Origin of the sequence: Sphingomonas sp. (assembly GCF_025362505.1) — a bacterium.
Classification (GTDB): Bacteria; Pseudomonadota; Alphaproteobacteria; order Sphingomonadales; family Sphingomonadaceae; genus Sphingomicrobium.
The window spans coordinates 1-12,375 of record NZ_JANYGG010000090.1 but is presented as its reverse complement, the minus strand read 5'-3'; the positions used below and the strand labels follow the sequence as shown (position 1 = coordinate 12,375).

At 66.0% G+C, this 12,375-nt stretch carries 10 protein-coding genes; 8 read left to right on the top strand and 2 right to left on the bottom strand.

The features are described 5' to 3' along the window. On the bottom strand, positions 1 to 287 hold a 287-nt coding region (locus Q0R27_RS09050), incomplete at its 3' end, for a ubiquinol-cytochrome C chaperone family protein (protein ID WP_293943538.1). Positions 288 to 377: 90 nt separating this feature from the next. Here Q0R27_RS09050 and bamE point away from each other — a divergent pair. The 5 genes from bamE to dnaN all read left to right on the top strand — a co-directional run bounded on the left by bamE (position 378) and on the right by dnaN (position 7,793). Next, positions 378 to 848, top strand: coding sequence for an outer membrane protein assembly factor BamE (gene bamE, locus Q0R27_RS09045; RefSeq protein WP_293943537.1), 471 nt, complete (start codon positions 378 to 380; stop codon positions 846 to 848). Between the two features lie 115 nt (positions 849 to 963). Further along, a complete protein-coding gene (locus tag Q0R27_RS09040) occupies positions 964 to 1,725 on the top strand; it encodes a tryptophan 2,3-dioxygenase (protein ID WP_293943536.1) in 762 nt (253 codons plus the stop codon). Beyond that, complete coding sequence (locus tag Q0R27_RS09035; protein WP_293943535.1) at positions 1,722 to 2,867, top strand: class V aminotransferase; 1,146 nt, start codon at positions 1,722 to 1,724, stop codon at positions 2,865 to 2,867. The genes Q0R27_RS09040 and Q0R27_RS09035 overlap by 4 nt, the downstream gene beginning before the upstream one ends. Before the next feature lie 240 nt (positions 2,868 to 3,107). Beyond that, positions 3,108 to 6,560, top strand: coding sequence for an ATP-binding protein (locus Q0R27_RS09030; RefSeq protein WP_293943533.1), 3,453 nt, complete (start codon positions 3,108 to 3,110; stop codon positions 6,558 to 6,560). 129 nt (positions 6,561 to 6,689) lie between these two features. After that, positions 6,690 to 7,793 carry a DNA polymerase III subunit beta gene (dnaN, locus tag Q0R27_RS09025; protein WP_293943531.1) on the top strand — a complete coding sequence of 368 codons (1,104 nt, stop codon included), beginning with the start codon at positions 6,690 to 6,692 and terminating at the stop codon, positions 7,791 to 7,793. Positions 7,794 to 7,857: 64 nt separating this feature from the next. On the opposite strand, the gene Q0R27_RS09020 is transcribed toward dnaN, so the two are convergent. Beyond that, positions 7,858 to 8,283 (bottom strand): hypothetical protein, encoded by a 426-nt coding sequence (locus Q0R27_RS09020; RefSeq protein ID WP_293943529.1) that lies wholly within the window; start codon positions 8,281 to 8,283, stop codon positions 7,858 to 7,860. Between the two features lie 119 nt (positions 8,284 to 8,402). Here Q0R27_RS09020 and recF point away from each other — a divergent pair, with 119 nt between their 5' ends. The 3 genes from recF to Q0R27_RS09005 form a co-directional block, all read left to right on the top strand. Further along, positions 8,403 to 9,464, top strand: a complete 1,062-nt coding sequence (gene recF, locus Q0R27_RS09015; RefSeq protein WP_293943527.1) for a DNA replication/repair protein RecF — start codon at positions 8,403 to 8,405, stop codon at positions 9,462 to 9,464. A 211-nt stretch (positions 9,465 to 9,675) separates the two neighbouring features. Continuing rightward, the gene (locus Q0R27_RS09010; protein WP_366080124.1) at positions 9,676 to 11,295 is read left to right on the top strand and encodes a DEAD/DEAH box helicase; all 1,620 of its coding nucleotides are present in this window, start codon (positions 9,676 to 9,678) and stop codon (positions 11,293 to 11,295) included. Positions 11,296 to 11,421: 126 nt separating this feature from the next. Beyond that, the coding region (locus Q0R27_RS09005) for an ATP-binding protein (RefSeq protein WP_293943525.1) at positions 11,422 to 12,375 on the top strand (954 nt) is incomplete at its 3' end.

The window sequence follows — 12,375 nt, the reverse complement described above, 5'->3', positions numbered from 1 at the left end:
TTGCCGAGCGTCGCGTCGAATCCTTCCTGGCGCATCTGTGCGTCCATATCGGCGATGAATGCCTCGGTCAGCGCGACGCCCGGCGCATTGCCCCCCTCTCCGTCCGCCTCGAGCCGCAGCGCAACCAGCGCGCAGACCGTCGCGAGCACCGCAAAGCGACCGTCCATCGTGTCGGGCACCGCGCCCGCGCGATACCAGTGCGGCTGGCGCGCGACGTTCACCGCAGCGTCATATGCGACGCTCGAAGGAGGGGGCGCGGGCCGCAGCCTGGCGAAGAGGGATGGCATGGCGAAGAATCCTTTGCGCCTTGCTTCACGGGCGCCCTCCCGCATATTGAGCGCGAAGGACCGCGAAACAAGCGGTCCGAAGGAGATTTCATGACCCGCCGCCTGCCCCTCATCGCCATCATGGCCGCGCTCCTCCTGTCGGGCTGCGCCGGCATCCGCGACCATCGCGGCTATGTCATGGACAAGACCCTGGCCGCGGCGATCCAGCCCGGCGTCGACAACAAGGACTCGGTCCAGAAGACGCTCGGCCGGCCGACCTTCGGCGGGCAATTCGCCGACAGCGACTGGTATTACCTGTCGCGCGACACGTCGGCGATCGCCTTCCGCAATCCGCGCGTGAGCAAGCAGGACGTGCTACACGTCCGATTCGATGCGGCGGGCAACGTTGCCGCTGTCGACTCCACCGGCAAGGAAAAGATCGCCTCGATCAGCCCGCTGCGCAAGTCGACCCCGACGCTCGGCCGCAAGCGCAGTTTCTTCGACGAGATCTTCGGCAATATCGGCATGATCGGATCGGGCGGGATGGGCGCTGCCCAGCCGGGCGGGGGCCAGGGCCAGTAAACCCGCTCGCGCTTCGAGCTGGTTGGCCCAAGTCTAGGATCAGAGCCTGATTCATGCCTTCGATTGAAGTGCTTCGCTCTTCCATCTCGAACGATCAGGCTCTAGGTCTTCCGTCATGACCGCGACCCCCGCCGGCATGACCTATGCCGACTATCTGAGCCTCGACCAGCTCCTCGCCGCGCAGCATCCGCGGTCAAAGCTGCACGACGAGATGCTGTTCATCGTCATTCACCAGACGAAGGAATTGTGGCTCAAGCAAATGCTTCACGAAGTGGCGCTGGCGATCGACCTCGTCCGCGCCGACCGCTTCGCCGAAGCCTATAAGGCACTGTCGCGGGTCAGTCGCATCCAGTCGGTGATGACCTTGTCATGGGACGTGCTCGCAACGCTGACCCCGGTCGATTATTCGGCCTTCCGCCATGTACTGGGGACCTCATCGGGCTTCCAGTCGGCGCAGTTCCGCGAGCTCGAGTTTCGCCTCGGCCTCAAGGACGAAAGCCTTCTCGCCTATCAGGAGGGCGGCACCGCCGGCCGGGCCAAGCTCGAAGCCGCGCTGGCCGAACCGAGCCTGTGGGACGAGGCCAATGCCGCGCTAGCCCGCGCCGGGTTCGAGGTCGGCGATGACAACGCGATCGCCGCGTCATGGCTCGCCGTCTATCGCGACAGCGAGAAATGGTTCGACCTCTACCAGCTCGCCGAGAAACTGGTCGATATCGACGACGCGCTCGCCGCCTGGCGGCACAAGCATCTGCTCACCGTTACCCGAATCATCGGCGGCAAGCGGGGCACGGGTGGATCGGAGGGCGCTGCTTACCTCGCCTCGACCTTGTCGAAGCGCGCCTTCCCCGCGCTGTGGGCGCTGCGCACCGAACTGTGAGCTTCAAGCGCCTCTTCACACGCTCACTCCAGGCCGCGCCCGACCGGCTTCACCTGGCCGCACATAGCCATCATTTATGGCCCGACGCGAGTTTTGACGGCCAGCTTCAATGCTGGAACGACGCCGCGCGCTTCGCCGATACCAAATGGGACCGGATCATGGGCGAGGTCTGGCCCGAGGCGCAGGCGCGGGTCGCGGCCGAGCTCGGCACCGCTCGCCCCGATGCGATCGTCTTCGCCACCAACACCCACGACCTGCTCATCCGCCTCGCCGCCGCCTGCCCGCGCGGGGCCGGCGACCAGCTGCGCATCCTCACCACCGATGGCGAATTCCACAGCGCCCGTCGACAATTTGCGCGGTGGGAAGAGGCAGGCGAAATGATCGTTACCCGCATAGCCGTGGGGCCCGATCTTAGTGAGCGGATCGTCGCTCAGGCCGACGCGCACGACCTGATATTCGTCTCGCAGCTGATGTTCGGCAGCGGGCTGTTCGTTGACGTCGCGCCGATCGCCGCGCTCGGCCGTACCGACGGACCATGGGTCGTGATCGACGGCTACCACAGCTTCATGGCGCTGGAATCGCCCTTCCCTGCGCAGCTGGGCGAAACCGCCTTCTTCCTCGGCGGCGGCTATAAATACGTGATGGCCGGCGAGGGGGTTGCTTTCATGCATTGCCCGCCCGGTTTCGGTCCACGACCCCCGATCACCGGCTGGTACGCTGAGTTCGACGAACTCGGCCTCCCGCCCGGGCAGGTCGGTTACGCGCCTGACGCGATGCGCTTCACGGGCGCGACATTCGACGCCTCGGGGCTCTACCGCTTCCTCGCGGTCCAGCAGATGCTTCAGACCGAGGGACTAACCACCGCGACCATCACGGCCCATGTCTCGGCGCTCCAGCGGCGCCTGCTCGACGTGCTCGGCAAGACCCCGCTCGGGCAAGCGCGGCTGCTCAACCCGCTCGGTCGCGGCCCCCATGCGCGCTTCCTCGCCTTCCGCTCGCCTAGCGCCGCCGACTGGTGCGCGCAGCTGTTGCACGAAGGCTGCATCACCGACGTGCGCGGCGACGTGCTGCGAATCGGTCTTGGCCTCTATCACGACGAAAGCGACATCGACGCCTTCGCCCGGCTTGCGCGAGCGCTGTAATAGCGGACTGCGTACCCGCCGGTCCGATTGCACCCGAACAGCAGCTTGATCGGTTTCGGACCTCGTCCGTTCGTTGGCTGAATCGATCTTCCCGTCCGCGGCAGGCTGTTGCCGCGCCCGGAAACTCGGTGGATCATACGACGCGTCAGCGACACCAGGCTCCGAAACGAAACAGTCTCCCCCCTGCGGTGATCCCAACCCTGCAATAGGAGGAATTGCTCGGCTGGATGGGAGACAGCCATGATCGGGGAAAAGATAAGGCGGGGCGTGTCCTCTGGCGCGCGCCTTGCACGGCCATCGTGGCGGTCCGCACTTGCCGCGCTGCTGTTCGCCATCGCCATCTTCCTGCTGGCGTGGGGCGGGATCAGCCTGACCCGCAGCACGGGGCGCATTGCCTCGGTGTGGCTCGCCAATGGGCTAGCGGTAGCAGTACTGCTGCGGCACGCGCCCGCCGACCGGCCGTTGTTGATCCTGGCCGGGCTAATCGGCAACGTCGCGGCCAACGTATTCGTCGGCGACCAGGCCGGGACCGCGCTCTGGCTCAGCGCCTGCAATACGATCGAGATCGTCACCGTGATCCTGGCGATGGGCCAAGGGTTCCTCCCGCGCGATCATTTCTCAGGCGCCGCGCTCGGTCGTTTCCTGGTCGCCGCAACGACCGCGCCGATGCTTTCGGCTGGCGCCGCCACGGCATGGCTTGTCTGGTCGAGTGGGTCGGCGCCGCTCGCGACGTTCGCCAGCTGGTACGGTTCAGATTTGCTCGGGCTGGTGATTGTGGTTCCGACACTACTCGCGGTAAGCCCGACCGACCGCCGAATGCCGGTGGTGGGCGGGTTGGAACGCGCGGCAATCGTGTTGACGGTCCCGGCGTTCGCCGCGCTGGTCTTCAACCAGCCAGACGACCCAATCCTGTTCCTGATCGCCCCAACGATACTCGTCACCGCGTTCCGGTTGCGCTTGTTCTGGGCCATGCTGGTCGTCGCCGCGGTCACGGTTATTGCGTTTAGCTTCACCGCAGCCGGCAGTGGCCCGATCGCCCATGCCCATCAAGGCCTGACCGAGCGCATCTACATTCTCCAGGCCTTTATGGCCACGATGGTTATGCTTGTCTTGCCGGTGAAGGCGGTGATCGGCGAACGCGATCGGATGGGCGCCGCGTGGCGCAACAGCGAGCGGCTTGCCCGTCGGATCGCCGAGGCATCGCCGGCAGGGCTGCTTCACTTAGGAGTGGGGGGCGAGGTCAGCACCAGCAATACCCGTTGGGCCGAGCTTGCCGGCAGTACGCCGACAAATTTGACCGATGGGGCCTGGCAGAGTTTCATCGAACCCGACGATCGGCCCGTCGCGCAGGCGCTATGGGAACGCGCGCGCACGCTGCACATCGTGGCCAGCGAGGAACGGTATCGCATGCTGGCCGAGAATTCGCGCGACGTCGTCATGCGGCTCGATCTCGATGGCCGCACTCGCTTTGTCTCGAGCGCGGCGCGGCGATTGTTCGGCTATGGTCCCGACGACCTCGTTGGCCGCCTCTTCGCCGACTTCGTCAACCCCGACGATCTCGATGCGCTTGTGACGTTATTCTCCGTCATGCAAAGCGGGCCGGTCGAAACCACCGCGCAGTTTCGCCACCGCCGTCGGACTGGCGGCTACCTTTGGGTCGAGGCCAGTGCCCGTCATACGATCGATACTGTAACCGGCGAACCGCGCGAACTCATCGTGACGGTGCGCGACGTCGATGCCCGTCGACAGATCGAGCTGCCCGCCGCCGACGCAGCGGCGAAGCTGACCGAGACCAACCGCCTGCTGACCCTTGCCGAAAGCATGGCGCACGTAGGGCACTGGTGGTTCGACGTCGCCACCGCGCGCCTTGATTGTTCGCCCGAGATGCAGCTGATTCTCGATATTGCTCGCTCGGCTCCGCTCGAACCGGCCACCATCCTGTCGCTTGTTCATGAAAAAGACAGGCGGCGGGTGATGCGAATGCTGGTAACCGCGCGGCGCGATAATGGCACGGGTGCTTGCGGCGCACGGCTCATGCTGGCCGGCGAAATCAGGCACATCAGTCTGATCGCGCAGGCCGAGCGTGATTTGCGCGGCGCATGTACCGGCCTGTTCGGGGTGATCCGTGACATCAGTGGCGAAGAGTTCATCCAGGCGGAACTCATCTGCGCGCGCGACGAGGCACGGGCCGCGGCGCATGCCAAAAGCGACTTTCTCGCGACCATGAGCCACGAGATCCGCACTCCGATGACCGGCGTAATCGGCATGATCGAATTGCTTCGCGCCGACCCGGCCCCATCCGAGCGAGACCGCTACTTGACGACCCTCAAACAGTCGGCTGACCTGCTCATGACGGTGCTCGACGACATCCTCGACTTCTCGCGCATCGATGCTGGCAAGATCGTCCTCGAGCATCGCGACTTCGACATCGAGGAATTGCTTCAGTCGACCCTCGACCTGTTCAATGGCGCAGCCTCCCATAAAGGATTGGTGCTGTCGTTCGAGAAGGGTGTTGTGGACAATCGCAGGGTTCTCGGAGATCCCGTGCGGCTCCAACAGATTGTCAGCAACCTGCTCAGCAACGCCATCAAGTTCACGCCGGCCGGACACATCACGGTCGCCCTCACTTCGCGCCCCGCTGGCGACCAGTTGCAGCGCTGGCGAATCGAGGTAGGCGACACCGGTATCGGGATCGCCAAAGACAAGTTCAGCACCCTCTTTGAACCCTTCGTGCAGGCCGATGCGGCAACCTCGCGCCGGTTCGGCGGGACCGGGCTGGGCCTCGCGATCAGCCGCAGGCTGATCGAGGCGATGGGGGGCGAAGTCGGGGTTCGATCGCGCGTCAGTCGCGGCTCGACCTTCTGGCTCGAACTGGCAATGCCCGATGCGGGGGGAGAAAGCGGGTGGATCAACCCGCCCGAACAGGAAGCCAGCGCCACACCACTCGACGTGCTCGTCGCCGAGGATAACCCGGTCAACCAGATGCTCATCAGTGCGATCCTGCGGCGCCTCGGGCATCGCGCGACCTGCGTCGAGAATGGCCGCCTGGCGGTGGAGATCGCCGCTGCGCGGCGGTTCGATTGCATCCTGATGGACATGCAGATGCCGGTGATGGACGGCCTCGCCGCAACGCGCGCGATCCGTGGTTCGGGGTCCGCCAGTGCCGACGTGCCAATCATCGCGCTGACCGCCGACGCCTCGGCCGAGCGTCGGCGGTTCTACGACGGCGCTGGGCTGACGGACATCCTGACGAAGCCGATCGACCACGCCGCGCTGGCCCAGCGCCTTACCGCGATCGGTGCGGCAATTGTGCAGCCGACCAACGTCGCCGGGGCGGCGGCAGGAAACACGGCGCATGAGGGCGCCCCGGGGACTGTCTTCGACCGCGCGCGCTACGACGAGTTGTGCGACGTGTTGGGCGCGGTCCGCGTTCGCGACCTGCTCGAGTTGCTTGTTGCCGAACTCGACCGCTCCCCCGCCCGCATCCGCCAACTGATCGATTGCGGTGACATCGACGGCGCGCGTGCCGAGGCGCACAGCCTCAGCGGCGCCGCCAGCAACCTCGGCGCGATCGCGCTCGGCCGCGTGGCCAGGGCGATCGAGGCTTCGCGTGGCAGTGGCATCGGCATGGAGCTGGAGGCGCTCGACGACCACGCCCGCCGCACCGCCACCGCGATCGCCGCGCTTCGGTAACCCCCGCCGGTCGGACTTCGAGCGGGTGGCTGCGCTGTTCAGACAAAAGCGCGCGAGGCCACTGGCACCGGCCATCGCCGCCGCTATAGTGGCCGCCGACCAACGAACAGCCGGGGGCAAGGACGACACATGAAGGCGACGATCGAGCGGGCAACCCTGTTGAAGAGCCTCGGCCACGTCCAGTCGGTCGTCGAGCGCCGCAACACCATCCCCATCCTGTCCAACGTGCTGATCGAAGCCGAGGAGGGCGGCAGCATCCGCCTGATGGCGACCGACCTCGACCTCCAGGTCGACGAGCATGTCCCCGCGCAGGTTACGCAGGCGGGCGCGACCACTGTTTCGGCGCACACCTTCTTCGACATCGTCCGCAAGCTGCCCGAGGGAAGCCAGGTCGAACTGTCCGCCGCCGATGGCAAGATGCAGGTCGTCGCCGGCCGCGCGCGGTTCAACCTGTCGACGCTGCCACGCGACGATTTCCCAGTGATCGCCGAGGGCGAACTGCCGACCCGGTTCGAGCTGCCCGCCGCGACGCTGCGCCAGATCATCGACAAGACCCGCTTCGCCATCTCGAGCGAAGAAACTCGCTATTATCTGATGGGTATTTTCCTCCACGTCGCCGACGACAGGCTGAAGGCCGCGGCGACCGACGGCCACCGGCTGGCGCGGGTCACCGTCGCCAAGCCGGACGGCGCCGATGGCATGCCCGACGTGATCATCCCCAAGAAGTGCGTAGCCGAGATCCGCAAGCTGCTCGACGAGGTCGAGGGCACGCTCGAAGTGTCGCTCTCGCCGACCAAGATCCGCTTCAACCTCGGCCATGCGGTGCTGACCTCGAAACTGATCGACGGCACCTTCCCTGACTACAACCGGGTTATCCCGACCGGCAACGACAAGCTGCTCAAACTCGACCCGAAGAGCTTCGCCGCCGGCGTCGATCGTGTCTCGACCATCGCAAGCGAGAAAACCCGCGCGGTCAAGATCGCGCTCGACCGCGACCGTGTGACGCTGTCGGTCACCAGCCCCGAGAATGGGCTTGCGACCGAGGAACTCGCTGCCGACTATACCGCCGACGCCCTTGAGATCGGCTTCAACGCCCGCTATTTGCTCGACATCCTCGCCCAGATCGAAGGCGACAGCGTCGAAGTCCACCTCGCCGACGCCGCCGCGCCGACGCTGCTGCGGGAGAACGACAAGAGCGACGCGCTCTACGTCATCATGCCGATGCGGGTGTAATATTGAGCGGGTAAGGGAAAGCCTTGCCTTTGGTAGTTGGCCTAAAGCTAGGTCTCCAACAGGCTTAGTCCTTCGCCAACCTTTTCCGATTCGCCGTCGCCGTCGCGTGGATTGGTCTTAGCGCCTTTATCCCGCTGCTCAGCGCGCGTTCGTTGATGCGCTGGCCGCGCGCTAGAATCGCGCCGGTAGCGCGCGGGGTGGGGAGGTGGCCGCTCATCCAGAGGCGGCCAATTGCCTGCGCCTGAGCGAACAGGTCGCTCTGCATTCCGTTCCAATCGCTCGCCAAGCTCGCCCCGGCGCTGGCGAAGGCGGTGCCTTTCTCGCTGACCATGCGGTTCAGTTCGCGGGTGTCGGCGTCGAGCGGGTTGCGTGTCGCGGCAGCGATCGTCTCGGAGCGGCTCGCGATGACCGCCTGCGCCGCCTCGGCGGTCTCGCTCATCATCCGGCCGGCATTGAGCATGCTGGACCACAAGGCGAAGGGATTGTTCATGGGAACGGGTCTTTCGGGCGGGAGCGACGCAATCAATCCCACCATAACCCAGTCCTGTTCGCAAAGTGCCACGGATTCGGCGTGCTTGCCCGAAATGGGGCGGGCGCTAGGACAGGGGGGTGCCGCTGACCCGCCTGACCCTGACCGATTTCCGTTCCTACGGAGAGGCGATCATTGAGCCGGGGCCGGGCTTTGTCGTGCTCACCGGCGACAATGGCGCGGGCAAGACCAATGTCCTCGAAGCGGTATCCCTGCTGGCGCCCGGTCGAGGCTTACGCGGTGCGGCGCTGGGCGAGATGGCGCGGAGCAGCGGGCCGGGCGGATTCGGTGTCGCCGCCCGCCTCGCCGGTGACGCCGACCTTGCCACCGGGACGCTCGCCACCGCGCCGGAGCGGCGACAAGTGCGAATCAATGGCGCTCCGACGTCGGTCAATGCGCTTGGCGAACGGGTTTCGGTGCTGTGGCTGACCCCGGCGATGGACCGGCTGTTTGCGGGCAGCGCGGGCGACCGGCGGCGGTTCCTCGACCGGCTGGTGCTGGCGCTCGAGCCGACCCACGCCAGCCATGCCGCGCGGTATGAAGCGGCGATGCGGGCGCGAAACAAGCTGCTGGCCGAGCCGGACAATGCCGACCCGGCGTGGCTCGCCGCGCTGGAAGCAGGGATGGCGGAGCATGGCGTGGCCCTGGCCGAGGCCCGTACGCGCACCATCGTGACACTGAATGAGGCGATCGCTGCAGCGCCCGCGAACGACTTTCCCCGCGCCGCCCTCTCACTCTACGGATGGGCCGCCACCGACCTCGCCGCCCGCCTCCGCGCCAATCGCGGCCGTGATGCCGCTGCGGGCCGCACCATAGAAGGGCCGCATCGCCAGGATCTCGCCGTCACTCATGTCGTCAAGGCCCAGCCCGCCGGCCGCGCATCAACCGGCGAGCAGAAGGCACTGCTGCTCGGCCTTGTCCTCGCCCATGCCGAACTGGTCGCGGAGCGGCGCGGGATGGCGCCGATCCTGCTGCTCGACGAGGTTGCCGCGCACCTCGATCCAGCGCGTCGCGCGGCGCTGTTCGACCGCCTCGACGGGCGCGGTCAGGTGTGGATGACGGGCACTGAACCGGCGTTGTTTAAGCCGATCGGCATGGCGTCCCGTTTCAACGTCGCGGATGGGCAAGTCGGCCCCGCCTGATGCGCGACCTTGCTGCGCCGCACAAATAACTGGACTTTTGCGCCGCTCTCCCCTACCCGACCGGCATCACGAGACACATGCAGCGTGATCGGACCCACCTCGCAACGAGGATAAGTGGCCCCCGGCGGTGTCTCGAGCGATTAATCGCTTAAAGCTCTCCTATCACGCGGGGCGCCCCAAACCCCCGTCGCCCCGCAGTGCCAGTTCGGCGCTGTGTGCGCGGCCACTCAAGGTATTACCCATTACGACATTCCAATCCCTCGGGCTCTCGCAGCCCGTCCTCGATGCGCTTGCGTCGAAGAATTACACCACCCCGACACCGATCCAGGCGCAGGCCATCCCGACCGTGCTGAGCGGCCGCGATCTCCTCGGCATCGCCCAAACGGGCACCGGCAAGACTGCGGCGTTCATGCTGCCGTCGATCGACCGTCTGGTTGCATCCGGCAAGAAGGCTGCTCCCGGCCGTTGCCGCATGCTGGTCATCGCGCCGACGCGCGAGCTCGCGGCGCAGATCGCCGAGAACGCCATTTTCTATGCGCGCGGGTCGAGGCTCCACGTTGTCACCGTGTTCGGCGGCACGTCGATCTACAAGAACAAGCAGGACATGGCGCGCGGCGCCGACATCCTCGTCTGCACTCCCGGGCGACTGGTCGATCTTATCGAAAATCGCGCTATCAGCCTCGAGGCGACCGAGATCCTTGTGCTCGACGAAGCCGACCAGATGCTCGACCTAGGCTTCATCCACGCGCTGAAGTGGATCTGCCAGCGCCTCCCCTCGGAGCGCCAGACCCTGTTCTTCTCGGCGACCATGCCCGCCTCGATCCGCGACCTTGCCGGCAAGTTCATCAAGAACCCGGTCGAAGTCGCGGTGACCCCCGCGGCGACCACCGTCCAGCGCATCGTTCAGAACGTGACCTTCGTCGACCAGTCGGAAAAGGGCTTCCTGCTTACCCTGACGCTCAAGCGCGAGCCGATCGAGCGCGCGCTGGTGTTCAGTCGGACCAAGCATGGCTGCGACAAGATCGTCCGCCTGCTTAATGCGTCGGGCGTTCCCGCGGTGGCGATTCACGGCAACAAGAGCCAGCCGCAGCGCGAGCGCTCGCTCGCCGACTTCAAGTCGGGTCGGGTCAAGGTCTTGATCGCGACCGACATTGCCGCGCGCGGGATCGACGTCACCGGGGTCAGCCACGTCATCAACTACGACTTGCCCAACGTCCCCGAGCAATATGTCCACCGCATCGGCCGGACCGCGCGCAACGGCGCCGACGGCATCGCCATCTCCTTCTGTTCGGGTGACGAGCGGCCCTATCTGAAGCTGATCGAGAAGCTCACCCGCCAGAAGATCGACGCAACGCCGCTGCCGAGCGATTTCGCCGCCGAAGCCTCCCGCATGCGGGCGCTCCGCCCGGCGCCAGAGCCCGAGCGCGAACGTCGCGACATGGGCCGCAACGCGGGTCAGAAGCTCAACCGCGGCCGTGCGCGCGACGCCGATCCGCGCCGCGATGTCATCTCCAACAACGACCCGCGCCGCGACATGCCCCAGCGCGAGGAGCGCGTTCCGGGTGGCCAGCAGCGCCGCCCGGCCCACGCCGCTCGCCCGGTGACGGCGCACGCCCGTCCGGTGGGTTCTCAAGCACCGCGTGACGGCCAGCGCGCCCCGTTCGGTGGTGCCAACAACGGCAATGGCCAGAGCGGCCGCCTGGCCCGCGACGGCCAGCGGCCACAAGGTCAGCGCCCCGCCGGCAATGGCGGCAATCGCGGTCGCGGCGGCAGTGGCGGCGCCAATGGCGGCGGGGGTCGTCCCTCGGGCGGCCAGCGCTCGGCTTACTAATCTCTGAAAAAACGGACAATCAGGGGGCTCGCTACATGGCGGGCCCCCTTTTTCATGCCTCTCGCACACGCACGCGCACGTGCGACGCGCGCGTGACTTCCGCGCTGGGATCCCTATATCCGACGCATGGCAGAAGATCCCAATCAGAATGAATATGGCGCGGACTCGATCAAGGTACTCAGGGGCCTCGACGCGGTGCGCAAGCGGCCCGGCATGTACATCGGTGACACCGACGACGGGTCGGGCCTCCACCACATGGTGTTCGAGGTCTCGGACAACGCGATCGACGAGGCGCTTGCCGGCCATTGCGACCGCATCCTGATCCAATTGAACCCCGACGGATCGGTCACGGTCGAGGATAATGGCCGCGGCATCCCGACCGGGATCCATACCGAGGAAGGTGTTTCGGCCGCCGAGGTCATCATGACCCAGCTCCACGCCGGCGGTAAGTTCGAGAACACGTCGGACGACAACGCCTACAAGGTATCGGGCGGACTCCACGGCGTCGGCGTGTCGGTCGTCAACGCATTGAGCGAATTCCTCGACTTGACCATCTGGCGCGATGGGCAGGAGCATTTCATGCGCTTCGCTTACGGTGACGCGGTTGCGCCATTGAAGGTAGTCGGCCCCGCGCCCGCCACTCCTGCTGGAACGCCCAAGAAGGGCACCAAGGTCACCTTCCTGCCGTCACCCGAGACGTTCAAAATCATCGAGTTCGACTTCGACAATCTCGAGCATCGTTTCCGAGAGCTCGCCTTCCTCAACTCGGGCGTCCGCCTGATCCTCGCCGACGCGCGCCACGAGGAGCGAGTCGAGCACGAACTCTATTACGAGGGCGGGATCGGCGCCTTCGTCAAATATCTTGACCGTGCCAAGACCGCCTTGTTCCCCGATCCGATCACCATCTCTGCGGTTCGCGATGGCATCGGCATCGACGTCGCGCTCGAGTGGAACGACAGTTACTACGAGAATGTCCTCCCCTTCACCAACAACATCCCCCAGCGCGATGGCGGCACTCACATGGCCGCGTTCCGCGCCGCGCTGACCCGCACGCTCAACAATTACGCCGAGAAATCGGGG

Bases quoted from the DNA above. Each gene is read 5' to 3' on its own strand.
- bamE (WP_293943537.1), top strand. From the start codon at position 378: ATGACCCGCCGCCTGCCCCTCATCGCCATCATGGCCGCGCTCCTCCTG.
- Q0R27_RS09040 (WP_293943536.1), top strand. From the start codon at position 964: ATGACCGCGACCCCCGCCGGCATGACCTATGCCGACTATCTGAGCCTC.
- Q0R27_RS09030 (WP_293943533.1), top strand. From the start codon at position 3,108: ATGATCGGGGAAAAGATAAGGCGGGGCGTGTCCTCTGGCGCGCGCCTT.
- dnaN (WP_293943531.1), top strand. From the start codon at position 6,690: ATGAAGGCGACGATCGAGCGGGCAACCCTGTTGAAGAGCCTCGGCCAC.
- Q0R27_RS09020 (WP_293943529.1), bottom strand. From the start codon at position 8,283: ATGAACAATCCCTTCGCCTTGTGGTCCAGCATGCTCAATGCCGGCCGG.